24 protein-coding genes are annotated in these 26,077 nt (G+C 47.3%); 19 read left to right on the top strand and 5 right to left on the bottom strand.

Going from position 1 to position 26,077, the window contains the following annotated elements:
• The first annotated feature begins 47 nt into the window (after positions 1-47).
• The 6 genes from NDI34_RS15495 (at position 48) to NDI34_RS15470 (ending at position 7,852) form a co-directional block, all read left to right on the top strand.
• Entirely contained in the window at positions 48-2,486 is a 2,439-nt protein-coding gene (locus NDI34_RS15495) for an IMS domain-containing protein (protein WP_348233103.1), read from the top strand.
• Between the two features lie 88 nt (positions 2,487-2,574).
• Entirely contained in the window at positions 2,575-3,537 is a 963-nt protein-coding gene (locus NDI34_RS15490) for an AEC family transporter (RefSeq protein WP_190688539.1), read from the top strand.
• A 731-nt stretch (positions 3,538-4,268) separates the two neighbouring features.
• Complete coding sequence (locus NDI34_RS15485; protein WP_348233102.1) at positions 4,269-5,537, top strand: DUF4912 domain-containing protein; 1,269 nt, start codon at positions 4,269-4,271, stop codon at positions 5,535-5,537.
• A gap of 99 nt (positions 5,538-5,636) precedes the next feature.
• Positions 5,637-6,206 carry a hypothetical protein gene (locus NDI34_RS15480; RefSeq protein ID WP_190410199.1) on the top strand — a complete coding sequence of 190 codons (570 nt, stop codon included), beginning with the start codon at positions 5,637-5,639 and terminating at the stop codon, positions 6,204-6,206.
• A 23-nt stretch (positions 6,207-6,229) separates the two neighbouring features.
• On the top strand, positions 6,230-6,631 hold the full coding sequence (locus tag NDI34_RS15475; protein WP_190524184.1) for a DUF2358 domain-containing protein: 402 nt from the start codon (positions 6,230-6,232) through the stop codon (positions 6,629-6,631).
• 33 nt (positions 6,632-6,664) lie between these two features.
• A complete protein-coding gene (locus NDI34_RS15470; protein ID WP_190410201.1) occupies positions 6,665-7,852 on the top strand; it encodes a TRC40/GET3/ArsA family transport-energizing ATPase in 1,188 nt (395 codons plus the stop codon).
• Positions 7,853-8,000: 148 nt separating this feature from the next.
• Here the strand turns inward: NDI34_RS15470 and NDI34_RS15465 are convergent, their stop codons facing one another.
• The gene (locus NDI34_RS15465; protein ID WP_190672816.1) at positions 8,001-8,201 is read right to left on the bottom strand and encodes a chlorophyll a/b-binding protein; all 201 of its coding nucleotides are present in this window, start codon (positions 8,199-8,201) and stop codon (positions 8,001-8,003) included.
• 30 nt (positions 8,202-8,231) lie between these two features.
• On the bottom strand, positions 8,232-9,251 hold the full coding sequence (locus NDI34_RS15460; protein ID WP_190410203.1) for a succinate dehydrogenase/fumarate reductase iron-sulfur subunit: 1,020 nt from the start codon (positions 9,249-9,251) through the stop codon (positions 8,232-8,234).
• 453 nt (positions 9,252-9,704) lie between these two features.
• On the opposite strand from NDI34_RS15460, the gene NDI34_RS15455 reads away from it, so the two are divergent.
• Positions 9,705-10,130, top strand: a complete 426-nt coding sequence (locus NDI34_RS15455; RefSeq protein WP_190410204.1) for an AbrB family transcriptional regulator — start codon at positions 9,705-9,707, stop codon at positions 10,128-10,130.
• A 229-nt stretch (positions 10,131-10,359) separates the two neighbouring features.
• Positions 10,360-11,241, top strand: a complete 882-nt coding sequence (locus NDI34_RS15450) for a type II CAAX endopeptidase family protein (protein WP_348233101.1) — start codon at positions 10,360-10,362, stop codon at positions 11,239-11,241.
• Positions 11,242-11,252: 11 nt separating this feature from the next.
• Here the strand turns inward: NDI34_RS15450 and cbiE are convergent, their stop codons facing one another.
• From cbiE to NDI34_RS15435, 3 genes are all read right to left on the bottom strand, one after another.
• A complete protein-coding gene (gene cbiE, locus NDI34_RS15445) occupies positions 11,253-12,536 on the bottom strand; it encodes a precorrin-6y C5,15-methyltransferase (decarboxylating) subunit CbiE (RefSeq protein ID WP_348233100.1) in 1,284 nt (427 codons plus the stop codon).
• A gap of 94 nt (positions 12,537-12,630) precedes the next feature.
• The gene (locus tag NDI34_RS15440) at positions 12,631-13,248 is read right to left on the bottom strand and encodes a cobalt-precorrin-8X methylmutase (RefSeq protein WP_190410207.1); all 618 of its coding nucleotides are present in this window, start codon (positions 13,246-13,248) and stop codon (positions 12,631-12,633) included.
• Positions 13,249-13,300: 52 nt separating this feature from the next.
• Positions 13,301-14,086, bottom strand: coding sequence for a DUF1868 domain-containing protein (locus NDI34_RS15435; protein WP_190410208.1), 786 nt, complete (start codon positions 14,084-14,086; stop codon positions 13,301-13,303).
• A 34-nt stretch (positions 14,087-14,120) separates the two neighbouring features.
• On the opposite strand from NDI34_RS15435, the gene holA reads away from it, so the two are divergent.
• The 11 genes from holA (at position 14,121) to NDI34_RS15380 (ending at position 25,996) form a co-directional block, all read left to right on the top strand.
• Complete coding sequence (gene holA, locus NDI34_RS15430) at positions 14,121-15,140, top strand: DNA polymerase III subunit delta (RefSeq protein WP_190410209.1); 1,020 nt, start codon at positions 14,121-14,123, stop codon at positions 15,138-15,140.
• A 339-nt stretch (positions 15,141-15,479) separates the two neighbouring features.
• Complete coding sequence (locus NDI34_RS15425; RefSeq protein ID WP_190410210.1) at positions 15,480-15,959, top strand: DUF4168 domain-containing protein; 480 nt, start codon at positions 15,480-15,482, stop codon at positions 15,957-15,959.
• A 98-nt stretch (positions 15,960-16,057) separates the two neighbouring features.
• Positions 16,058-16,501: an urease accessory protein UreE gene (gene ureE / locus NDI34_RS15420; protein ID WP_348233099.1), complete on the top strand. Its 444-nt coding sequence runs from the start codon at positions 16,058-16,060 to the stop codon at positions 16,499-16,501.
• Between the two features lie 146 nt (positions 16,502-16,647).
• Complete coding sequence (locus NDI34_RS15415; protein ID WP_348233098.1) at positions 16,648-17,349, top strand: urease accessory protein UreF; 702 nt, start codon at positions 16,648-16,650, stop codon at positions 17,347-17,349.
• A 96-nt stretch (positions 17,350-17,445) separates the two neighbouring features.
• Entirely contained in the window at positions 17,446-18,063 is a 618-nt protein-coding gene (gene ureG, locus NDI34_RS15410) for an urease accessory protein UreG (RefSeq protein ID WP_190410213.1), read from the top strand.
• 140 nt (positions 18,064-18,203) lie between these two features.
• Entirely contained in the window at positions 18,204-19,538 is a 1,335-nt protein-coding gene (gene urtA / locus NDI34_RS15405) for an urea ABC transporter substrate-binding protein (RefSeq protein WP_348233097.1), read from the top strand.
• A gap of 289 nt (positions 19,539-19,827) precedes the next feature.
• Positions 19,828-20,988 (top strand): urea ABC transporter permease subunit UrtB, encoded by a 1,161-nt coding sequence (urtB, locus tag NDI34_RS15400; protein WP_190440244.1) that lies wholly within the window; start codon positions 19,828-19,830, stop codon positions 20,986-20,988.
• 63 nt (positions 20,989-21,051) lie between these two features.
• Positions 21,052-22,182: an urea ABC transporter permease subunit UrtC gene (gene urtC / locus NDI34_RS15395; RefSeq protein WP_348233096.1), complete on the top strand. Its 1,131-nt coding sequence runs from the start codon at positions 21,052-21,054 to the stop codon at positions 22,180-22,182.
• A complete protein-coding gene (gene urtD / locus NDI34_RS15390; RefSeq protein WP_190410217.1) occupies positions 22,157-22,936 on the top strand; it encodes an urea ABC transporter ATP-binding protein UrtD in 780 nt (259 codons plus the stop codon). Before urtC ends, urtD begins: the two co-directional genes overlap by 26 nt.
• Positions 22,937-22,998: 62 nt before the next feature.
• Positions 22,999-23,700 (top strand): urea ABC transporter ATP-binding subunit UrtE, encoded by a 702-nt coding sequence (urtE, locus tag NDI34_RS15385; RefSeq protein ID WP_190688519.1) that lies wholly within the window; start codon positions 22,999-23,001, stop codon positions 23,698-23,700.
• 175 nt (positions 23,701-23,875) lie between these two features.
• Positions 23,876-25,996: an ATP-binding protein gene (locus tag NDI34_RS15380; RefSeq protein WP_348233095.1), complete on the top strand. Its 2,121-nt coding sequence runs from the start codon at positions 23,876-23,878 to the stop codon at positions 25,994-25,996.
• Positions 25,997-26,077 lie beyond the last annotated feature (81 nt).

The raw sequence follows: 26,077 nt of genomic DNA, 5'->3' as shown, positions 1-26,077 counted from the left end.
GTACAGATACAGATTAATTTAGTTGCCTGGGGCTGAGGAAGTAGACTGTGAGAATTCCGCTCGATTACTACCGGATTCTGGGCCTGCCGATTCAGGCTACGGCTGAGCAGTTGCAGCAAGCGTATCGCGATCGCGCTCTGCAACTTCCTCGACGAGAGTATTCAGAAATCACGATCGCCGCCCGAAAACAACTGCTAGACGAAGCTTACGCGATTCTGTGCGATCCAGAACAGCGTTCCGCTTACGACGCTACATTTCTGACAAAAACATACGACCTGGATTCAGAATCAGGAACAGCAACTCGTCAGGAAGGAAATGGTACAGCAGACACCGACCTTGACCCTTATACGCCCAGCATCGAAATTCAAGATGAGCAATTCGTTGGGGCATTGCTGATCTTACAGGAGCTAGGAGAATACGAACTGGTGCTGAAGCTGGGACGCCCCTTCCTCAGCCGTGCTAGCACCAGTATCGAAAAGGGTCGTTTGGGCAACCCTCAGCTAGTGCAACCAGATATTGTGTTGACGCTGGCATTGGCGTGTCTGGAACTAGGTCGAGAGCAATGGCAGCAAGGTCAATATGAAAACGCCGCCACCTCCCTAGAGACGGGTCAAGAATTACTATTGAGAGAAGGTATCTTTGCCAGCCTGCGGGGTGAAATTCAGGCGGATCTTTACAAGCTTCGCCCGTACCGAATTTTGGAATTACTCGCGAGTAGTGAAGACAAAGTAACCGAACGCCGTAAAGGATTGCAGCATTTGCAAGAAATGTTGCAAGAACGCGGCGGCATCGATGGCACCGGAGACGATCAATCGGGACTGAACATTGATGACTTTCTCCGCTTCATTCAGCAGCTGCGGAGCTACTTGACCTCCGCCGAACAGCAGAATCTCTTTGAAGCAGAAGCGCGTCGTCCCTCGGCAGTGGCTACCTATTTAGCGGTTTATGCTTTACTAGGTCGGGGGTTTGCCCAACGACAGCCGGGTCTAATTAGACAAGCTAAGCAGATGCTGATGCGCTTAGGCAAGCGTCAGGATGTGCATTTGGAACAGGCGGTGTGTGCCCTTCTTCTCGGTCAGACGGAAGAAGCCAGTCGCGCCTTAGAACTCAGCCAAGAGTACGAACCCCTCGCCTTCATTCGAGAACATTCTCAGGGCGCGCCAGACTTGTTACCTGGGTTGTGTTTGTACGGGGAGCGTTGGTTGCAAGCAGAAGTGTTTCCCCACTTCCGAGATTTGGCATCGGTGCGAGCTTCCTTGAAGGATTACTTTGCCGATGATCAGGTTCAGGCGTACTTAGAAGAATTGCCAGTAGAGGAAGATACAACCAATGAGTGGGCGGTATTGCCGACTCAGCAAGTATCTTATGCTGCGACTCCCGTCTCGCGAGGGACAAGTGACTCCCCAGGATTTCGCAGACCGGAGAGTGTGGTATCTCGTTCCAGTTCGCGGAACGGAAGTGGAGAGAATGGGGGCAGGATGAGCGATGCGGCATCAAGCAACCCGCCCTTGCGTCCCAATGCTGAAGAAAGTTCCTCGCGCGATCGCCTTCAACAATTGGTGGAACAGCAATCTGGCGCAGCTCATCGAACGGCGACAATGACCGCTACAATCGATCGCCCGCAAACAGGGGGAGGATCGAATTTACCGGCGGCAGAACGAGTTTCTCGGTCTCCGGAACCAGAAGGAAACGATCCGGGCTTGGCTGGGGATGCTGCCTCGAAGCGTCAGCGCCGCCGAGGGAATTCACCGGAACAAAATGAACAACCACGGGCAACAATCGCGAGTCGGTTGCGGAGACCAGATTCTGTGTCCAAGGCATCCCCCACAGGGGGAGATGTATCAGGTCGTCGTTCAGGTGGTCGTCTTCAACGTTCCGCAGCTTCCTTGCGGTCGGCAAAAACCGGACGGCTTCTTTTACTGGGGCTTGCCGGGATTCTCAGTTTGGGAGTCTTGCTAATGCTAGCGACCGCTGCTTTCAGTTGGCTCCAGAGAAGTTTCTCAGGCCCGCTCTTAGAAGGAGAGCAACCAATGGTACAGCTAGCTGCTCCTCCAGTACCCATTCCCGAACCAGGCAGTAAACTACTGAGTCCATCTGGCCCTCTAACCCAGGAGACGGCTCGACAATTGGTTCAGATTTGGCTTGCTAGTAAAGCCGATGCCTTGGGTGAAGAGCATACCGTCGAAAAATTACAGCAAATCCTTGCCGATCCCGCTTTATCTCGTTGGCAAAAACGTTCTCAAAGCACAAAGAACAGTAACTCGTACTGGAAGTACAGGCACAAGGTCGAGGTGAAATCTGTTGAAATGAGCGATCGCAATCCCGATCGCGCCAAAGTGGATGCACAGGTGAATGAAGCCGCAGATTTCTATAAGGCAGGTAAGCTCAATCAAGCTTCTTCCTATGATGAAAGCCTGCGCGTGCGTTATGACCTAGTACGCAAAGATGGTCAGTGGCTGATCCAGGACATGAAGGTTCTGAGGTAGTCATTGGGGATTAGTCATGAGTCGGCTCGTCATTAGGCGACCGATTGTTAACGCTTGACCGTGGCTGATAACCAGTGGCTAATAACGAATGACCGAAACCTTATTTCATGCCTATACCCCCATCATCCTGTGGACGGTACTCGGTTTCATACTCTTTAGGTTTATCCCCAGTTCCTTACCCAGGTTGCTGGGTCGCGGTCTTTATTGGGTTGGGGTGCCGCTACAAATTCTGACACTGGCTCGTCAGGCAAACTTATCAGAAAATGCTGGAGTAGTGCCGCTAATCGCCATAGGAGCTTTGGCGGTCGGTTTTACTTTTGCATGGCTAAGTTTGCAGGTCTGGAAACGCTTCAGCCGTGAAAATGGCGACAGTAAAAAGTCTTCTTTTCTGCCTTTTTTAGACCGCCCTCGCTACGGAAGTTTCATCCTGTCTGCCATGCTGGGCAATACAGGTTTTGTGGGTTTAGCGATCGCTCCTTCTTTGATTAGCGCTCAAGCTGTGGGTCTAGCCGTCTTCTACAGCGTCACGAATAACATCATTGGTACCTATGGAATTGGTGTCTTTATCGCCAGCTACTTTGGGCGACCCGCAAAGCGAAATCATTGGTGGATTCAACTTCGAGATATCTTGACCGTTCCTGCCTTGTGGACATTTAGTTTCGGATACCTCACTCGCTCGGTTGAACTGCCGACTCTACTAGAATCAGGACTGCAAGCTTCTGTAGGGTTTGTCATTGCTAGCTCCTTTGTGCTAATGGGGATACGGCTCGCTCAGCTGCAAGGATGGAAGAGTTTTCGGGTTGCCTTACTCCCTGCCCTAGTGAAAGTTGTGGTGATGCCAGGACTGGTGGGTATTGCAGCCACCCTAATTGGTTTATCGGGCGATGCCCGCTTGGCAATGGTTCTCATGGCAGGTGTGCCCACTGCCTTTGCAAGTTTGATCCTGGCGGAAGAGTACGATCTCGACCCAGATTTAGCCGCCAGCAGTATTGTCCTAAGTATCGGACTGCTACTGTTGATGATTCCGGTTTGGCTGCTTGTATATGGTTAATCCGAAAACGCCAATACAGGAGTTCTCGTTTCTGCCTCATTAATCTAGCTTTCTTGCCGATTACCAAAAGTTGAGCCTCTGAAGAAAGCGTTCCCAAGGCAGGGGAGCTTCAGAATGAGACCAATCTCTCTTTGCCTCTAATGATTGGGGAAGGATTGGGGCAAGGACAGATTTCAACGATTGCCCCAAAAAAGTGAATGGGTTTCGCTTATTTTGTCAAGATTCTCTGACATTGTAGATCTGCATGGGAACGTTTCCGACAAATTGACAAGTTACGGCGATCCCAATCCGTTTGCAATGTCAAAATATCATGACAATTCGATCCCCAAGTCCCTTATAACTTCGTAGATATACCTATAATCGGCTGAAACACCCCTTGACCTAACCCGGTATTTTTCTGCAACATGAAATTAACAAAGCGATCCCGCGATCCCAAAGAAATGCTCTAATCAGCAAATTTCTAAAATCCTGGGCGCTCAGTTAGATTCTCAATCCAGCCAAGAAAGCCAGTCAGTCTTCTTGGCGTCACAAAAGCAGCCCCTATTCAAGACTGACACCGGCTCATTCAAGACCGCAGCTAACCATTGAGACGTTACGGATTTCAGCAAGGGGATAACATGGCACAACCTTCCGAAGTTGAAGAGATGCGAAATAGCATTTTGTGCTGCTTTGCTAGTCAGTCTCTAGAGAAGTAACCTAACTGCCGCCCAAACTACCGGAGACTATTTGTTATGGCAAAAGAACGCCCACCATTGGAAGAGATGACATTAAGGCAACTCCGTAAAGTTGCTAGCGAATGCAGCATCTCTCGATACAGCAGAATGCGTAAAGAGCAACTGCTAACAGCAATTAAAGAAGTTCAACGCACCAAGATTTCTCTCGGTTCAACTCGTATAGTGGAGGCGCAAGAAGAAGTGGAAGCAGCAAAATTTGAACTGGGTCAGGAAGATCGCACAGGTGGAACCCTTGCATCCGTAGATGAAGGTCTAGGGGATCTTCCGGGTGGCTACGGTGAAAGCCGGGTTGTCCTGATGCCTCGCGACCCCCAATGGGCATACACCTACTGGGATATCCCCAACGATCATAAAGAAGATTTACGCCGTCAGGGAGGACAACAACTAGCGCTGCGACTCTATGATGTCACCGACGTGAATCTGGAATATCAAAGCCCTCACAGCATTCAGGAATATCCTTGCGATGAGCTAGCGCGGGAATGGTATTTGCCGATGCCCGTGAGCGATCGCGACTATGCTGTAGACATCGGCTACCGTTGTGCTGATGGTCGCTGGCTCGTCTTAGCTCGTTCCGCTCCCGTCCGCGTTCCTCCCGTTTATCCTTCAGATTGGATTGAAGACCAATTCATCACCGTTGCTTGGGAAGAAGACCTACGCGGCAAGACTTTCCTCGAACTGGTTCCCCCTGCCAAGAAAATGGCAATGGCTGGCTACGGTAGTGTAGCCACAGGTGGCAATCCTATTTACGACGAAATCTTCGGCATGGCTCAGACCGTCGAAGCTCAACGGGTAGCCGGTTCGTTGTTTGGCTCCATGCAGCAAGTACCTGGTTCGATGCAGTCAGTGTCCCTTGCCGAACAAGCTCTCAGTTCCTACGTCTTCCCCTCTGGCGTTGGGATGTGGGCAGTTCCTACCGTATCTGGTCTTACCATGTCTGGTGCGGGAATGTCCGGTGCTGGCTTCTCAGGTTCCGGCATCCCGATGCGTCCTCGCCAGTTCTGGTTGGTTGCCGATGCGGAACTCATTGTTTACGGTGCTACCGAGCCAGATGCTACAGTCACAATTGGCGGTCGTCCCATCAAGCTGAATCCAGATGGCACCTTCCGCTTCCAGATGTCCTTCCAGGATGGTCTGATTGACTACCCGATTATGGCAGTAGCGGCTGATGGCGAGCAAACTCGCTCGATTCACATGAAGTTTAACCGCGAAACGCCATCGCGCAATACCAACACCAAAGAAGATGCCGTTGAGGAATGGCTCTCTTAAAAAGATGAAGGATGAGGAATGAATTCCTCCTTCTGTCCTCAATTTTCTGTCTTTTGAAGTTTCCCCCGGCTAAGGCTGGGGGTTTATTATTTGGAAATTATGAAACCTGAAGACATTACCAAAACCCTTACAGAACTATTTGATGCCGCAGCGATTGAAGCAACTGCCCCCGGCTTGTGGCAAGTAGAAACGACTCAGATGCGGCTGTTAGTTCTGCTTTCCGATGACAGTTCTTGGTTGCGAGTTCTCTTACCGATTGCACCCGCTCAAGAAGCACAACCGTTTGTAGAACAGCTGCTAGAAGCCAATTTTGATGACACTCAGGAGACTCGTTACGCCCTGAATCAGGGAGTGCTATGGGGTGTATTTCAGCACAATCTTGAGACTCTAAATGTAGAGGATTTTTCAGGAGCGATCGCGCGACTGATTTCTCTGCATCAGACAGGTTTATCTGACTGCTTTAATCAGCTCGTTGAAAGTCGAATTAGTCAAATTATCCTGGCTGCCAAGCAGCAAGGACAATCCCTCGAAGCCACACTCCAAACCCTCGATCGGTTCTATGAAGAAGGTCTCATGGGCGATCTGGACCTGCCTCCAGAGGCTCGTGAAGAAGTGCTAGCAGCATGGCGGCGTCAGTTAGAACGCCTCTGGACTGAAATCGAACCGTAGCTTCTTGTCACCCTCTAAGTCTTATGGACATCATTCAAATCCTCAAAGACGACTACCAAAGATTTCCAGAAAACCAAACCTACAGCATCTATGCAGAAGACGTTTTTTTCAAAGATCCGCTGAACAAATTTAATGGTCTTGAGCGTTACAAACTCATGATTGGCTTTATCAAAACCTGGTTTATGAACGTCAAGATGGATTTACATGACATTCGCAAATCCGGAGATACAATCCAACTTGAGTGGACTTTGAGCTGGAATACCCCTCTGCCGTGGAAACCTCGTATCGCCATCCCAGGCTGGAGTGAGTTGAAACTCAACACTGATGGAATGATTGCTTCCCATATCGACTACTGGAAATGTTCGCGTTTTGATGTGTTGAAACAACATTTGTTACCCTTAAAACAGGGAAAAAATAATAAGTAACGTAAACAATTCTCAGATAGGAAAAAAGCATTCATGCGCGTAATTTTGATGACCGGCAAGGGTGGGGTTGGCAAAACTTCTGTAGCCGCCGCTACTGGCTTGCGTTGTGCCGAACTCGGTTACAAAACCCTTGTTTTAAGTACCGATCCCGCTCACTCTCTCGCCGACAGTTTTGACTTGGAACTGGGGCACGATCCGCGACAGGTTCGCCCAAACTTGTGGGGGGCTGAATTAGATGCTCTGATGGAATTAGAAGGCAACTGGGGCGCAGTTAAGCGTTATATTACCCAAGTTTTGCAGGCAAGAGGCTTGGAAGGCGTACAAGCGGAAGAATTAGCAATTCTTCCCGGCATGGATGAAATTTTCGGTTTGGTACGCATGAAGCGCCACTACGATGAAGGCGAGTTTGACGTTTTAATTATTGACTCAGCTCCTACTGGTACGGCTCTAAGATTGCTCAGTCTACCGGAAGTCGGCGGCTGGTATATGAGACGTTTTTACAAGCCGTTACAGGGGATATCAGTAGCGCTCAGACCTCTAGTTGAACCGATCTTCAGACCAATTGCCGGTTTTTCCTTGCCCGATAAAGAGGTAATGGACGCTCCCTTTGAATTCTACGAGCAGATTGAAGCTTTAGAAAAAGTATTGAGTGACAATACTCAGACTTCGGTGCGCCTCGTCACCAATCCCGAAAAAATGGTGATTAAAGAGTCTCTCCGCGCCCATGCTTATTTAAGTTTATACAATGTTGCTACGGATTTAGTGGTGGCAAATCGGATTATCCCCGAGCAAGTGACCGACCCTTTCTTTCAACGTTGGAAAGAAAGCCAGCAGCAATATCGGCAGGAAATTCACGAAAACTTCCATCCCTTACCAGTAAAGGAAGTTCCGCTTTACTCAGAAGAAATGTGTGGGTTAGAGGCTTTAGAACGGTTAAAGGAAACGCTCTATAAAGATGAAGATCCCACTCAGGTGTATTACAAGGAAACCACTCTGAGGGTTGTGCAAGACCAAAATAACTACAGCTTAGAACTTTACTTGCCCGGTATTGCCAAAGATAATATCCAACTAAGTAAAACCGGCGATGAATTAAACATTACGATAGGCAATCACCGCCGCAATTTGGTGTTACCGCAAGCCTTGGCAGCCCTGCAACCGGCTGGAGCAAAGATGGAGGATGATTATCTTAAAATCCGGTTTAGCACTCCGGTTCAGGTGTAGCCAGTTAATTTGGGTAGATATTAAGGCAGAATCTAGATGCGTAGGGGCGTGTTTATACCATGCCCCTACGGATGGAATTAGCAACTCACAAATCCACGCCCCTACGAATGGAATTGGCGGTTAACCAATCCATGTCTTTAAGTGCGGATTAGCGCAAACCCAGCCAGGTAAAAAAATCCTGATGGGTGAAAAACTCCAGTACCAATAAAGCAACAAACCCTACCATTGCGAATCGTCCGTTGATTTGCTCGGAGTAGAGCGTCCAGCCGAAAGCAGGCTCTGGTTGGTTGTAATTTTCTGCGGGTGTTTCTACGGGTGATTGTTCTGGGGAAGTTGTTTCAGGATTCATTGTTTTTACTTCAATCGTGATTCAATATGATTAAGACTCAAGGCTTTGGACAGATTCAATGAGCGATCGCACTACCTCAGCCCCAGCAGACGGCTCAAACCCCAAAGGAAACTTACCGCGAGCCAGCATTCTTAATCCGAGTGGCCCCAGGCTAATCATCCCCTTGATGTCTCTAAAAGAATTTCCCACGACTTGTAAACCAAACCGACGTTCATCAATCCAACCACCTTCCTTCACTAGATCAATTAATACTTTCCGGTGACGGATTGAACGACTGGCTTGATCGTCCTTGCGGTCGAGAATTTGCTGTTTAATTTTGCCGATTTGATCCATTGGTGCCACATCCATCGGACAAACCGTATTACACATAAAACAGCGGGTACAACCCCAGACGCCTTTGGTGCCTTCGTTGTAATTTTCCAAACGGGATTCTATTTCGGCGTCACGAGAATCCGCTACCATTCGATAAGCCTTTGCAAGGGCGTGAGGTCCTACAAAATCCGAATTGACCTCACGGGCGTTGCATTCAGAATAGCAGGCACCACACAATATACAATTGCCTGTTTGATTAAGGCGATCGCGTTCTTCGGGTGTCTGTAAAAACTCTCGTTCCGGTATAGGATTTGCCCCCGTACTCACATAGGGTTCAACTACTTCAAGATGATCCCAAAAACTACGCATATCCACCACCAAATCTTTAATGACCGGCATATTGCCCATTGGTGCAATAGTAATTTCTGGGATGGCATCTAAAGGTTTTTGCGGGGCATCTGAAAGGGTAGCACTCGCTGCTATCTGTTGCAGCCTTTGCACTTCACTGCCAATATTTTCCTTACACGCCAAAGCGGAACGACCGTTGATTCGCATTCCACAACTGCCGCAAATTGTGTTGCGACAATTCTTGCGAAAAGCTAAACTTCCATCCTGCTCCCACTTAATAAGATTTAGGCAGTCCAGAATTGTGTTACCAGGATCGACATCCAACGTATAAGTCTGTACTACAGGAGAGGAATTTTGCTCCTGCCGGATGACCTTAAAAAGGACTTGCATGCTTCAAAGCTCTTCATTGCTCTTAACTTCTAGTCTAAAGCTGAATTTAGGATCTGTAGACAAATACAAGCTTTGTTTGGCATGACTTGACTTGGGGGTGTAGCTGATTTTTAGATGCTGAAGGCTTGAAGGATAAAACAGACAGCTCTCCTGTCTTCCCTTCCAAAAGATAGATTTTCAGAAGTAAATACTTTACACTTTATACTTTAAACTTTACAAAATCTCTAGTCTCTAGTCTCTAGTCTGTCCTTTAACGATCTGCTATCTGGTAGTAAGAACCTCAACTTTTACCCAATTACGCAATTTTGCTGCAATCTAAGAATTTGGAGGATGCTCTTGTAAATATCCTTGTGAAAGTTGAGTGATTTAACGATATATTTTTTTAGTCAGCCAAATATTGGCATTAGACACTCTTTACTATACTGTAGATTGAAGTGTATTTTGCATATAGCGATGAGTGAAACCGCAACAGCTCCATTGACAGGGAAAGCACTGCTTCAAAAAGTAAAAGAGCTTTCACACTTACCACGGCGAGAAACAGCAAAACGCTGTGGCTATTACACCGTAACAAAGAACAACCAGACTCGCGTCAACTTAACAGACTTTTATGACGCAGTTTTAGGCGCGAAAGGTGTTCCCCTCGATCCAGAAGGAACAAAAGATGGTCGGGGTCGCGAACCAACCTATCGTGTAAGCGTACACAAAAATGGTCAAATTGTTATTGGTGCAACTTACACTGAGGCAATGGGATTAAAGCCTGGTGATGAGTTTGAAATTAAGCTGGGTTACAAGCATATTCACCTAATTCAGGTGGATGGCGGCAGTAAGACTGGAGACGATACCAGTGATGAAAGCGAAAGTGAGGAGGCGACTGCATGATAAGCGGTAATGCTTTCTGATATGGCGTTGCTTCTAACAAATTTATCGGGAAATTTGAAAGAACCAACTGCCTCTCCTTTCAAGGGAGCATCCTAGGGAAAGCAAATACATCTTTTGTGGACTAGACATAAAAGCTGCGGGGGTTCATGCTTACCCCCAGCGGTAAATAAGGCAGTTTTTTCCCAAACTTGAGGTGTTACGCTTGAGCCAATGAAAGCTGTCTTTAACAATGCCTATTTTTGATCGAGCCGATTGGTGGCTGGTATCACTTCCACAAACTCCTGCTGTGTTGAAGGCGATCGCTTTCTTCATTGTCTGGCTAGTTCTTTGGTTGCCAGTTGCGATTCCTTTGGCAGCAGTGCTAAAATGGCGACCCTTTCACCCCTTGGCTGTAGAGCAAAAGCTCCCTTTATTAGCTTCGCTCTATTTAATTGCCCCTGCGATCGTATGGGGTGCCGCTTGGGTGGAGGGGGCTTTTTTTTCAGATTATGGGTTGGGCTGGAAAGCTTCAATATTCATTTCACTAGGACAAGGCTTCGCTTTAGGGGTGCTAAGTCTGCTAGTGGTATTTGGCATCCAAAAAGCGTTGGGCTGGATCGAGTGGCGATCTCAAGAGAATCCCCTCCCTGAAGATACACAGAACCCACCGCAAAATCTGTGGTCGGTAGTCGGATCTGTCTTACTCCCAACATTGTTATTGGGATTATTGATTAGTGGAATTGAAGAGTTAATTTTTCGGGGATTTCTGCTTACGGAACTCCAGCAAGATTATTCAACTTGGGTAGCGGCGGCAGTTTCTAGCTTAATTTTTGCGCTGCTTCATCTGGTTTGGGAACAGCAGGAAACATTGCCTCAGCTGCCGGGATTATGGCTGATGGGGATGGTGTTAGTGCTGGCTCGTGTCTGTGATGATGGGAATCTAGGCTTGGCGTGGGGACTTCACGCCGGATGGATTTGGGCGATCGCAAGTTTGGATACGACGAGAGTGATTCGCTACACTGGCACGGTTCCCCCTTGGGTAACTGGTTTGGGAGAAAAGCCTCTGGCGGGTGCGGCGGGAATTTTTTGTCTGCTGGGAACTGGGATTTTAATCTGGCAAATTTATCTTTAAAATGAGCATCTTTAAAATGAGCGATTTGCTGCCAGAATCGTGACCGGATTCAGCGGGGAAAACCGAGTCAGCGATCCCACCGGCACAGAACGCGATAACTGCACTTGCAACAAGTGATAATCCCATTGCTGACGCGATAACCAACTCAAAGCCTCATTCAGGTGTTCTAGTGTGGCGAGTGCCAGTACCAAGCGCCCTGAAGCCGTTAAATGCGAATTGCAGGTATCGAGAATTTCAGTTAAATTGCCGCCGCTACCGCCAATAAAGATGCGGTTAGGTGCAGGGAGGCTGTACAAAGCTTCTGGGGCGCTGCCATGAATAGAAATCACATTTTCTACTTGGAAGCGATCGCAGTTCTGCTGAATTAACATCGTGCCAGCAGCCGTTTTCTCAATCGCATAGACGCGAGAAGTGGGGAATAAACGGGCAATTTCAATCGAAACTGAGCCAGTACCTGCCCCAATATCCCAAATAATTTGTCCCGGCTGTAGCGCCAGTTCTCCCAGTACGAGAACCCGCACTTCCCGCTTCGTCATCAAGCCAGGGCGATCGCTAAAACTCAAGAAACTCCCATCCGGGACTCCCAGCATGGGCAGCGCATCCAGATTCGGTAGGAATGCGTCCCCACTCCTACTCCCTGAATCAGACGGACGTAGCAAGACAACAACATTCAAAGAAGCAAAATCTTGCTCTTGTAGAGCCGTAATTAATTGTCTTCCGACACAGGGAAAAGACCGAACTCGCTCATCGGCACCGCCTAAATTTTCACAAACCCAGAACTCATAAGTGCTAGGTAAATCTAAAGCGAGTAACAGACGAGCGATCGCTTCCGGCGTATTTTGAGTATCGGTTAATACAGCAATCTTCTCAATGCCCTGTTGCAGCGCTTGGGTTAACTCATCCAGCGATCGCCCGTGGGCGCTGATGACACGCGCATCCTGCCAGGGAACCTTAATCCGGTTAAAAGCCAGCTGAACCGAACTCAGATGCGGATAAAACGTTAATTCTGCTGAGGGTAGTTGTGCCACCAACAGCCGTCCTAGTCCAAAAAAGAGGGGATCGCCACTCACCAATACGACAATGCCGCCAGAACCCGCAGACAGGCGATCGCGAATTTCCTCAACTACCTTTGTCAAGTCACCCAGAATCAAACGTTGGGCGGAGGCATCGGGAAAGTAAGAAAGATGGCGATCGCTCCCAATTAACAGCGTCGCTTGCTCTACAATCTCCCGCACACCATGACTCAGCCCATCTGCACCATCCAAGCCGATTCCAACAACGTGTACCAGTGTCATGAATAGCGGCTGAATGCACCCGATGGCGGGAAGTCGCTGCGATACCGACTCAACGCAAATCGATTTTTCGTGACCCTAAATAGGTAGCGAATCCCTAACATTCCTCTGCCTCCCAAGCCAATAGGAGTAAAGCATTCACAATCGCGGCGGTAATCGGTGAACCGCCCTTGCGCCCCTCAATCCGAATTTGGGGTACGGGCGTCTTTTCTAGTACCGCTTTAGACTCTACGACGGAGATAAATCCAACGGGTGCGCCAATCACTAAAGCCGGTTGAATGGGTACCGAGGGTAACTCTGCACACAAAGCCAGCAGAGCAGTGGGAGCATTACCAATCGCATAAATTGCCTCTGGAAATTCTTGCCAACATTTTAGTAAGCCGGTTTCCGTGCGCGTCTTGCCAGGAAGAGCAACGCTTGCTTGTTCCACAGCGGCAACCAGGGGATTGTTAAAGGTTTGCGCCACCATTCCCGCCACTCCCTGTTTGACCATGCCAACGTCTGTAACAATCGGCACGCGACGCCGCAAGGCAGCGATCGCGCTTTCAATCGCCCCCTCACTAAATCGAATTAATTGGGCAAATTCAAAATCAGCGGTGCTGTGGATGGCTCGACGTACAATTGCGTACTCGGAGGGGCTAAAGCGGTGTTCGCCAATTTCTCGATCGATGAGAGCAAAACTTTGCTGGAGGATGGGATGAATGGGTAAGCTCATAAATCAGGAGTCAGCTAATAGCGATTTGTAAGCCGCTATTAGCCGATTGTTTTTAAAAAGTTAAAACGGGCCAATCAGGTTCCCGATAATACCGGGTCATATCGTCAAATTTTCGCAATTGCGCTTGGTGTGTCCAAATTTCTGGAGAATTTTCCAACCATTGGTTGTTAATTTGAGAAAGTTTTTCACACAAGCGAGCGCGGTTCAAATCTGGTGAAATATCGCCAAAATAGCCCAGCGTCACATGGGCAGTAAAACGATATTGCTGTTCAATCCCCAACTCTATCAAACTCCGACTTTGATAGATAAACCGGCGAAACTTCAACATTCGCTCGTAAGTGCCTTCGTCCTTGGGGACTAAACAAACCGCGACTGCACGGGGCATTACCATCAACCCCAGCAACTGCCAAAGCATCGGATTGCCGCCAGTGAGAGATGGCTGGGACTGCTCGAAAATTTGAGCAATGCGATCGCGCAGTTGTTCTTCAAACTCCGGATTCTCACTCGTGGTGTGCCGATAAGCACTGTCCCAAATCAAATCTGCTAAGGTCACATGAAAACTCTCAGCAGGGACTGGCACAATAAAACCAGGATCTAGCTGCTGTAGGAGTTGCTCTTGGCACGCTTTCAAGCTTTCGTAAAACGTCGCATTCTCGGATTCTTCTCCCGCAGGTGGCGTGATCGCCGAATAGCCAGGGAAAGGCACGGCTTGTCTTGTCCCTGACGGGGAGGGCTTAAACTTCGGAGACTCCTGTATATGCTGTACTTGGGACTCGTAGGTTGCAGGTAGTGTTAGCCGTGCTACCCGATTTAAATAAGTGTGATAAGTCTCGTCCAATCTTAATAGCCTCGTACTTTTCAGAGATGCTTTAATGCCAATTTACCTCTACTGGGGTGAGGATGATTTTGCCCTGGAAAAAGCTGTTGACTCCCTGCGCGATCGCATTCTCGACCCCCAATGGGCTAACTTTAACTATGACAAAATTTCTCAAGCGCTACCCGATGCGGTCATCACTGCTTTAAACCAAGCAATGACACCACCCTTTGGCAGCGCCTACCGTTTGGTATGGTTGGTTGATACTACTATATGCCTGCACTGTTCGGAAGATCTGCTGGCTGAACTGGAGCGTACGATACCGGCGATTCCTGAGTCTTCAGTATTTTTGCTAACGACTCGCTCTAAACCCGATGGGCGTCTCCGGTCTACAAAGCTGCTGCAAAACCATGCTGATATTCGAGAATTTTCGCTCATCCCGCCCTGGAAAACTGAAGAACTGCTAAAAAAGGTGCGTCAGGTTGCCCAGCAAGTCGGTGTAAAACTAACCCCCGCAGCTGCCGAACTGTTAGCCCAATCTGTGGGAAATGATACCAGACAACTTTGGAACGAACTGGAAAAGTTGCAGGTTTACGCCGGTATCCCGAAGCCTCTTCCCACCGCTTCTGACCAAGCAGACGTATCCCAAGACGCGATCGCCCTCGAAGTCGTTGCTACCCTAGTAACCTCTAACACCCAAAACAGCTTGCAGCTCGCATCGGCGATCGCCAAGGGGAATACCGCCCACGCCTGTTCGCTGGTTGCCGACTTAATCGGTCATAACGAACCCCCTTTGCGGATTGTCGCCACCCTAATCGGTCAATTTCGTACCTGGTTGTGGGTGAAACTGATGGTAGAGAGCGGTGAGCGAGATGAACGGGCGATCGCCACTGCGGCAGAAATCGGCAACCCCAAACGAATTTACTTTCTGCGCCAAGAAGTCAAAGACTTCTCTGTGCGTCAACTCACCTTAACCTTACCCTTACTCCTGGAATTGGAAGTCGCCCTCAAGCGAGGAGCTGACTCCATTTCAACGTTACAAATGAAAGTTATCGAACTGTGTCAATTGTATCAATGAAGGCATAAACACGTAGGAAGACTTCTTTCCTCCCTACCTCTACACCTAGAGGTAGGGAGGAAAGCGCTACCTATACCACCCAATCGTTACAGCTTTGGTAACACCCCGCTTTTTATGCGAAAGTGTGGTAAAATCCTCACACTCATAATATCCGTAGTTAGTTGTAGATTACTACTCGATCCTTACTCCGTAGGGAGAAGGCTTCTGTTTTCTGAGGTACCAACACGAGATGTAAATCTACGAATGCCCATCTCTAGCTGGAACTTCTCACCCTTAAAACAGTTCAGAAAAAGTAATCCGTGTGTGTTTTGATTTTCTATTTTTTGGTCGCACTAGATCATGATGACTTTATACAGTTCACGTCGCTCTCTGAATCGAGTCTTATCTCAATGCCTGAGTGTTGGTACTCTCGCTGCTCTAAGTCTGTTGTTAGGTTTTGCACCCGGTCTATCCGAGCGCTCTCATAGCCTTGACTTTAGTTCTCAGGCATACGCTCAATCACCCTTCAGCTCTAAGGACTTAAGCAACTTCGCCAGGGCTGTTTTGGCGATGGAACCGGGTCGCCAAGCTGCCTATAACGAGATCAAAAGAATCGTGGGCAGCCCTCCAAATATTGCTTGCAGCCAGCCGAATAGCCTGCGATCGCTTCCAGGAAATGCACAGGCCATTGCCATCAATTACTGCAAACAGTCTCAAAAGATTGTTGAGAGCAACGGTTTGTCCATTGGATTATTTAATCAAATTACGGTGGAGGCGCAAAAAAATTCGGAGGTAGCAGCACAGATAAAAAATGAAATGATCCGTCTGCAAGCTCAGTAAAAAATAAACTTTTGCTGACCCTGCTTGACTCGGATTTTGATGTCATCTGTGCTGATGTTAGTAGCATCACTATAACTTGCTGACTAAAGATTCCAGTGATGCTAACGATAACGCAACGCTTTCCCGCCAATTTGGATGCATCGGTCAACTTTACTCTTTTTCTGACTGCCGAGGAGCGCACGCGCAGCCGCTATCGCTTTGAAACTGCTGAGGGACAAGCTTTGTATCTGCGCTTACCTAGAGGAACCGTGTTGCGCGATCGCGATCTCCTTCAATCTGAAATCGGTGATATCGTCGTGAGAATCGTGGCTAAACCGGAACCCGTTCTCACTGCGACTGCCCAGAAACCCCTCGATTTGCTGCGGGCGGCTTATCATCTAGGCAATCGCCATGTACCGATAGAAATCGCTGCCACTCATTTGCGGTTGTCTCCCGACCAAGTTTTAAAGTCAATGCTGGAACACCTGGGGATGGAGGTACGAGAGGAAATCTCGCCTTTTTATCCAGAAATGGGTGCCTATGGACACCATCATCACGCTTAGTTAATCGGGTAATCGGTAATGGGGGAGTTTTAAGTTTTGAGTTTTGATTTGTAGAAACGCGATAATCGCGTCTGAGTTTTAACGAGAACCGATACAAAACTCTAGGCTTCATCCTAAAACTCTTCCCCACTCCCTACGTACCAACAATGACTAACGAGCAATTACCGATTCCCCATTCTCCAGTTAACCTGCTGTGTCTTATGCAACTGGTGAGTCCCGCGTTGCCGGTAGGTGCTTATAGCTATTCCGAAGGGCTGGAAACCCTCGTCGATGCTGGTGTAATTGAGAACCTGCAACATCTGGGACACTGGCTCAAACAGGAACTGGGTTATGGGGCAATTCGGTTGGAAGCGGCGGTGATGCTTCGGGGATATCGGGGGGCAATTGCTGGGGATTTGGAGGCTTTAAGTTATTGGAATGTCTGGTTATCTGCTGCTAAGGAAACACAGGAGTTGCAAGCACAAAGTTGGCAGATGGGGCGATCGCTCATTCGATTACTTTTGGAATTACAGCCCCAGGTTCGGTCAATGGTGGATGCGATCGGGAATCCTTGTAATTATGCGATCGCTTTCGGCATTGCCACCGCCCATTGGCAAATCGACGCTGCATCTGCCCTCTTGGGCTACTTACACAGCTGGGCAACCAATTTGATCGCAGCCGGGGTCAAATTAATTCCCCTCGGACAAACGGCTGGGCAACAGCTACTCCTAGAACTACAACCCATCTTGATTCAGGCTGCCAAGGAAATTTTAGCGTTAGAAGATGACGCCCTGAGTAGTTGCGGCTGGGGATTAGCATTGGCGAGTATCGCTCACGAAACACAGTACACGCGCTTATTTCGGAGTTAAAAGAAATCGGCACAAAAACTAGTAAAAGCTGGGAATAGCTTATCGTTAATTGCCTTGCTACGATGAGCAATTAGCCATTCGCTTTCAGAAAATTTTATGAATGCTTTTCGGGTTGGAGTAGCTGGCCCAGTGGGTTCGGGAAAAACTGCCTTGGTTGAAGCCTTATGTAAGGCGATGCGGCAAAAATATCAAATTGCTGTAGTCACGAATGATATTTATACCCAGGAAGATGCCCAGTTTCTCGTGCGAAGTCATGCCTTGGAAAGCGATCGCATCCTGGGTGTCGAAACTGGCGGCTGTCCCCATACTGCCATCCGCGAAGACGCTTCCATGAACATCGCCGCCATTGAACAAATGGAACAGCGATTTCCCGATTTAGACTTAGTGTTTTTAGAAAGTGGCGGCGATAACTTAGCGGCTACCTTCAGCCCAGAACTGGTAGACTTGACAATTTACGTCATTGATGTTGCAGCCGGTGACAAAATTCCGCGCAAAGGTGGTCCCGGAATTACTAAATCCGATCTTTTAGCAATCAACAAAATTGATCTTGCTCCTCAAGTGGGAGCAGATTTAGGGGTCATGGAACGCGATGCGCGGAGGATGCGGGGAGAAAAACCCTTTATCTTTACGAATTTGAAGACTCAGCAAGGATTAACGGCTGTGGTGGACTTTATCCGCCTAAATCTGGGCGAAATTTCAGAAACCGCAAGCTGACCTTTCCGAAAGCTGTTCCAAAAATTCGGTTCTTTGTATCATTGATAACAATTTCTTGCCAGAACATCGCTCTAATATCACTGCTTAACTGTATATGTTCTCTATCATTGGGCTGATTCAGCCAGGAGTACGGTAACGGTATGGCAAGGCGATTAGGGCGACGTAAATTTCTTCTATACGGTTCTGCTACTCTGGGAACCAGTATTCTTCTCAAAGCTTGTAGCAGCACTCCCACTTCTACCTCTGAGACTGCCAGCCCAACAGCGGCGTCTCCCTCTCCCAGCGCAACAACCGTTGCGGCTGCCGGTGCAGGAAACACCATCAAAGTCGGGATTCTGCACTCTCGCAGCGGCACGATGGCGATTAGCGAAAACAGCGTTGTAGATGCTGAACTGTTGGCAATTGAGGAGATTAATAAAGCCGGTGGCGTCCTCGGCAAGCAAATTCAAGCAATTGAGGAAGATGGTCAATCCGACTGGCCTACTTTTGCAGAGAAAGCGAGAAAGCTAATCGATCAGGATAAAGTTGTCACCGTTTTCGGCTGCTGGACTTCCGCCAGCCGCAAAGCAGTGCTGCCAGTATTTGAAGAAAAAGGTCATATGCTCTGGTATCCCGTGCAATACGAGGGTCAAGAGTGCTCCAAAAATATTTTCTATACGGGTGCTGCTCCCAACCAACAAATCGAGCCAGCAGTCGATTGGCTATTGCAAAATAAAGGTAAAAAATTCTTCCTAGTTGGCTCAGATTACGTTTTTCCGCGTACCGCGAATACGATTATTAAAGAGCAGTTAAAGGCAAAAGGCGGCGAAACCGTCGGGGAAGATTACTTACCCCTAGGCAATACAGAAGTTACGCCCATCATCACTAAAATTAAAGCTGCTCTGCCTGATGGAGGGGTCATTTTTAATACCCTGAATGGGGATAGTAATGTGGCTTTCTTCAAGCAGATGCAAGGTGCAGGGTTGGGACCAGATAAATATCCCGTAATGTCTGTCAGTATTGCCGAAGAAGAAGTCAAAGCAATTGGCACAGAATATCTCAAAGGTCAATATGCCGCATGGAATTACTTCCAAACGGTAGATACCCCGGCGAATAAAAAATTTGTCGAAGCTTTTAAGGCAAAATACGGTCCAGATCGGGTAACAAATGACCCGATGGAAGCAGCTTACATTGCTGTTTATCTGTGGAAACAAGCTGTCGAGAAAGCAAAAACCGCTGACGATTTAGAGGCAGTCCGAAAGGCTGCGGTTGGTCAGAAGTTTGAGGCTCCAGAAGGCACTGTAACGATGGAAAGTAACCATCACATTTCTAAGTTTGTACGGCTAGGTGAAGTCGCAGATGATGGTCTCTTTAAGATTGTCTATGAGACGAAATCAGCAGTGAAGCCAGTTCCTTGGAACCAATTCGTTGCTGCAACTAAGGGTTTGGGATGCGACTGGTCAGATTCCAAAAAAGGTGGTCAGTACAAAATTTAAGCGGTTAAAAATTAGTCCTTAGTTATTAGTCGTCAATCTTGAGAAGATTGGTTGGGTTTCGTTACCTGATGGTGTTGGCTAATTAAGAACCTAACCCCCATCCCCCTTCCCTATGAGGGAAGGGGGAGTCTGGAAGCCTCTACCCTTGTAGGGAAGGGTTTGGGGAGAGGTCAAAAATTAATGCCAACAGCATCCGTTACCTCAACCCAACCTAGGGGATTTGAAAGCTAATAACTAATGACTCACGATCCATGACTAATGACCCATGATTAATGGCTGAGGAAGCGGTGTGATAGCAGGATTGCTGGATGGGATTTTTAATGGAATTAGCATCGGCGCGGTTTTGTTAATTTCAGCACTGGGACTAGCCATTGTCTTTGGACTCATGGGTGTCATTAACTTAGCTCACGGTGAGTTGATGATGCTAGGAGCCTACACAACGTTTGTTGTACAAAATGGCTTCAAAATATTGGGTAAGCCTTGGTCTGAAACCTATATTGTTTTTGCGCTAATTTTGGCTTTCCTGGTGACAGCAGGTGTGGGATTAGTTCTGGAACGGGGAGTGATTCGTTATCTTTACGGACGCCCGCTAGAAACACTGCTCGCAACTTGGGGCGTTAGTCTGATTTTGCAGCAATTCGCTCGCAGTGTTAGCTGGGTGTTAGTCATTGGCATTGGGATATTTTGCCTTTTGTTTTTTGGCGCTTTTTGGATTCTGTCCCGCCGCTCAGATTTTGAGCGTATTCGTAACTGGGTAATTGCAATCATGTTGCCGATATCTCTAGGCGTTGCAAGTGCCACAAGTGCAGTTTTGGGACAAACTTATAAACTGGCTGTCACCAAGCCTTGGTTTGGCGCTCAAAATGTAGACGTGACGGCACCCAACTGGTTACGAGGAGGATTGCGGCTGGGTACGTTGCAGATGCCCTATACGCGGCTATTTATTATTGCGCTAACCATTGTTTGTGTTGCTGGAATTTATGTATTTTTGCAACGGTCTTCATGGGGCTTAAGAATTCGCTCGGTCATGCAGAATCGTAGTATGAGTGCTTGTTTAGGAATTCCGACTGCCAAAGTTGATGCCATTACATTTGCTTTGGGTTCTGGATTGGCTGGAATTGCCGGTTGTGCGATTAGTTTGCTGGGTTCAGTGGGACCAAATACAGGGCAGAACTACATCGTCGATACATTTATGGTGGTTGTTGTCGGTGGCGTCGGTAAGCTGGTGGGCAGTATTGTGGCAGCGATGGGAATTGGCACGATTAACTACTTAATCAGTTCTAAAGTCTTAGTGCCGATGGTGGCACCGATAAAGCCTTTAGTGGATTTCTTTGAGTTTTTCGGCACAACCAGTATGGCGAAGGTGATGGTATTCGCCTTAATTATTGCGTTCCTTCAGGTGCGGCCAGGAGGGATTTTTCCACAGAAGGGACGTAGCGTTGATGCTTAAACAAAGACAATCGAGTAGAGGCTCAAGGCGATGATTTTGGATGCGGTTCTTGAAGTTAAGGGCATGAAGCAGCAACGTAGACGAGCGGTGCTGATGGAAGTGGGGATAACGATTGCGATCGCTTTGCTGCTCATTTTCGTAATGCCAGCAGTTCTCACAGGCTTTCGTCTCAACTTGCTAGCGCGATTCTTGGCATTAGCGATCGCTGCCCTCGGCATTGATTTAATTTGGGGCTATACGGGTATGCTCAGTTTGGGGCATGGTGTATTTTTTGCGCTCGGTGGCTATGCCTTGGCAATGCACTTGCAATTAGCTCCTCTCAAGAACGGTTTACCAGAATTTATGAGCCTCTTCGGCATTACAGACCTACCTTGGTTCTGGAAGCCGTTTTATTCGTTTAGTTTTGCCGCCGCAGCCGTTGTGATAATTCCGGCTGTATTAGCCGCAATATTGGGTTATTTAGTATTTCGCAACCGGATTCGGGGCGTTTACTTCTCAATTTTGACCCAAGCAGCGACGATTGTATTTTTTAATTTCTTCAACGGGCAGCAGGGATTTTTTAACGGCACCAATGGTTTAACCAATTTCAAAACATTATTAGGGGCAACAGTCAGTGATAGTCAGACGCAATTTGTTTTCTACGCGCTAACAGTCTTATTTTTGGCAGGTGCTTATGCTTTGTGCCGGTGGCTGACTAGCGATCGCTTTGGACGAGTTCTGGTTGCGATTCGGGATGATGAGAGCCGGATGCGCTTCTCTGGCTATAATCCCACGGGATTTAAAGTCGTAGTGTTTGCGATTTCCGCTGCTTTGGCTGGAATTGGGGGTGCTTTATTCACCCTTCAATCTGGTTTAATTTCACCGAAAGCAATGGATATTGCCTTTTCTATTGAAATGGTAATTTGGGTAGCCGTGGGAGGTCGTGCCAGCTTAATCGGAGCCATATTTGGAGCGCTATTAGTCAACTTTGCCAAAAGTCTTTTGAGCGAACAATTTCCGGGCATTTGGGTATTTTTCCAGGGAGCATTATTCCTAATTGTGGTAACAGTTCTTCCCGATGGTGTAGTCGGCTGGCTGCGCTATCAGGGTTTCCAGCACCTGCTGACACTTCTAGGACGGAAGCAGGTAGCAACCTATCCCAGCCTTGAAGAAGATCCAGAGGTACAGCATGAACGCGAAAATATTAGAAACTGAAAATTTAACGGTTAATTTTGATGGTTTTAAAGCACTGAACCATCTGAATTTCAGCATGGATGTCGGAGAATTACGGGTCGTAATTGGTCCAAACGGTGCCGGGAAAACAACCTTTTTGGATGTCATTACTGGCAAAGTACAACCAACTGAGGGACGGGTATTATTTAAGGGGAGAAACGTGAAAGCACTCTCCGAACATCAAATCGCCCGATTGGGAATTGGGCGAAAGTTCCAAACCCCCCGCATTTACCTCAACCTGACGCCCCGCGAAAACCTAGAACTTAGCTGCAATCGTAATAAAAATGTCTTAGCAACACTGTTTGGGCGTCCTGCTACTGGCGAACGTAGTAAAGTAATGAGTTTGCTCGAAACGATTGGTTTAAGTGCAAAAGCAGATATCCGCGCTGGTTTACTTTCTCATGGGGAGAAACAACGCTTAGAAATTGGAATGTTAGTTGCTCAGTCGCCCGATTTATTGTTGGTGGATGAACCCGTTGCAGGGCTAACTGATGAAGAAACTGACAATATTGGGGAACTACTGATCGCTTTAGCTCACAGTCATTCTATTTTGGTCATTGAACATGACATGGAATTTGTGCGCCAAATTGCTCGTAAAGTAACTGTGTTGCATGAAGGCTCGGTGTTGTGTGAAGGCACGATTGAGGAAGTACAAAATGACCCTCGCGTTATAGAAGTTTATTTAGGAGAGCAGTTAGATCCTCAGGGAGAACCGCTTAAAGAAATTGAGGAGTAAAAAGAAGCGCTAAATTAAGCAATTAAAAAACGATCGCGTCTTATTCAACCAAGCACAATAAAATGCTAAAAATTTCTAATTTAAATGTCTATTACGGTGAAAGCCATATCCTCCGCAATGTAGATTTGAGCGTCCCCTTAGGGCAAATGGTGTGTCTAATTGGACGTAATGGTGTTGGCAAAACCACTCTACTCAAAACAATTATGGGGCTACTTAAACCCCGTAGCGGCACGATTACTTTTGCTGATGAGATAATAATAGACAAATCTCCAGATCGACGGGCGCGGCTAGGAATTGGTTATGTTCCTCAAGGACGGGAAATTATTCCGCGCTTGACGGTGAAAGAAAATTTGTTGCTAGGTTTGGAGGCGCGACGTGAGGGCAGAAGTGGTAAGGAAGAAATCCCAGAAGAAATATTTTCCCTCTTTCCTGTTTTAAAAACAATGCTGTCTCGGATGGGCGGCGATTTAAGCGGAGGACAACAACAGCAACTCGCGATCGCTCGCGCTTTGATGGGGAAGCCGCAGTTACTTGTACTGGATGAACCCACAGAAGGCATTCAACCCTCGATTATTTTAGAAATAGAAGCAGCAGTGCGCCGCATTATTGAATCTACCGGCATTTCTGTTTTATTGGTCGAGCAACACTTGCATTTTGTCCGACAAGCAGATCGGTACTACGCGATGCAAAAAGGCGGTATCGTCGCGTCTGGCTCGACTAGCGAACTCAGTCAGGATGTAATTCAACGGTTTCTGGCTGTCTGACGCACATAGCTAAAAATCTTTGCGAATAAACCGTAGAACTTGCAACCAAGGTAGGCGCTTTTACGCCTCCGAAAATAGAGCGGTCAGTTTACTCTCACAGCCGCTAAACTGTGGAGAGCCTTGTGACAGATTATCTGTCTGGAGGACGAAACACCGCATCTATATTAACTCAGAGATGTTCAAGCAGCTGCAACAGCTTCAACCCAAGCTGCTAATTTTTACCTTTGGGGCATCTTTGCTACCCGTGATGTTCCTGAGTGCTGTAGCGTGGCGGTTTGTGCAGCAGCCGCTCATCGACTTAGAAAAGACTCGGCTCGACGATCAAGTTTTAGCCTTTCGGGGATACACTGCGGCTACTGAGAAAGGATTGCAAAATTTATCCTCTAGCTATGCAATCTGGACAGATTTATACAACGCAATTGGGAAGCGAGATGAGGCTTGGATAAAAAAGGAAGTCTCCGAGCAACTTGTTCTTTCTACCGATGTCGATCATGTGAAAGTGGTGGATCGTAGGGGAGAGATTTTGGGAGAGCGGGGTGACGCTTTGCGAATTCCGAATGTAGCTGAGCGGATAACAGATGCGAGTGCTACCAACAAGCCAACGACGATGTTGATTGATAGCGGCTTGCCTCAGATATTGCTCTTTTCAACAGCGCCTGTTTACAACAGCGATGGTACGGGGAAGTCACCCGGAACTTTAATTTTAGGGCAAAATTTAGATGAAACTTGGTTGCGTAACTTTCTTAATTTCTCTCAACCTACCACTAAACTGCAAGTTATTTCTCTAGATGGCAAATCAATCATTTCTAGCAATGCTAAATCCAGCATTGAGCCTTGGGAACAAGTAAATTTAAAGTCGCAGGTGTTACGCAAGATTCAAAAAGGTAAAACAGTTTATCGGATCGAACCAAAATCTGGTTTGAATACGATATATGCTCCGATTACTTCCCGCAATCAGCCTATTGCCATTGCCAAAATTCAAATTGTCTCAAAGTATTTTAATCAAGCTTCCATCAACCTAAACCGTGTGATTTGGCTAGGACTGGGATTGGCTACCTTGTTATCGATTGCGATCGCACATTTGCTAGCCAAACAAATCGGCAACCCGATTATCCAGCTCTCCGAACGCAGCAAAACCTTAGCCGCAGGTGATTTGACTACCCCCATTCCCGGTATCGGCGCGGGTGGTGAAATCGGTCAACTTGCTCATGCTTATCAAGAAATGGCTCAGGCGCTAAAAGCCCTCATCGGAAACCTAGAGCAACGAGTTGCAAAGCGTACTGAGGAACTAGAACAGGCGCGTCAGACTCTTGAAGAACGGGTGCAACAGCGTACTGAAGAGCTTTCGCAAAAAAACCAGCAATTACAGCAAGCCCACGACCAACTACAGCAACTGAATACTGAACTAACTACCAACGCTCAACAGCTCAGTCAAGCATTACGCAATTTGGGAAGGGCGCAGGCGCAACTCATTCAAACTGAAAAAATGTCTAGTTTGGGTCAACTTGTTGCTGGCATTGCCCACGAAATTAACAATCCGATTAATTTTATTTATGGTAATCTTCCCCATATCAGTGACTACACAAAAAATCTACTGAACCTCGTACAACGCTATCAAAAAAGTTATCCTGATGCTGAAATACAGCAATATATTGAGGACATCGATCTCGATTTTTTAACGGGCGATCTGCCTAAAATTATTACTTCAATGAGGGCTGGCAGCGATCGCATTCGTCAAATTATTCTATTACTGCGAAACTTTTCCCGACTCGATGAAGCTGAAAGGAAGCGCGTCAACATTCATGAAGGAATTGATAGCAGTTTGCTAATTGTGCAGCATCGCTTGCAATCAGGCGGAGACTGGAAGGCGGAGGGAAATCCAGAGATTCAGGTAGTTAAGCAGTACGGCGTTCTGCCACCCGTTGAATGCTATCCGGCGCAGCTTAACCAGGTATTTATGAATATTTTCAGCAATGCAATTGATGCTCTGGAAACTTTCAAAGATCAACCCGAAAAACGGATTTACATTAAAACTGAATTTAGTGCAGCTAAGCAAATAATTATCAAAATTAAAGATAATGGTTTCGGGATTCCAACAGCGATTAAATCAAAAATATTTGACCCTTTCTTTACAACCAAACCTGTCGGAAAAGGCATAGGTTTAGGACTAACTGTATGTTATCAAATACTAGAACATCATCAAGGACGTATTGCTATTATCTCCGAACCGGGGCAGGGAACAGAAGTTATCATTGAATTACCCATTAAATTAAACAATCCAATTGGTAATCCCTAAAAGGTGCTGATTGCCTTTTTCTAAGCAATCAACAAGCTAGTAAGTTTTAATTTATCGGATTTTTTGCACTTGATAAGTAAT

Source organism: Trichocoleus sp. DQ-U1, assembly GCF_039961925.1.
In the GTDB taxonomy this organism is placed as follows: domain Bacteria; phylum Cyanobacteriota; class Cyanobacteriia; order Cyanobacteriales; family FACHB-T130; genus FACHB-T130.
Note: the sequence above shows the minus strand (reverse complement) of the source record. Positions and strands in the feature narration are given on the sequence as shown.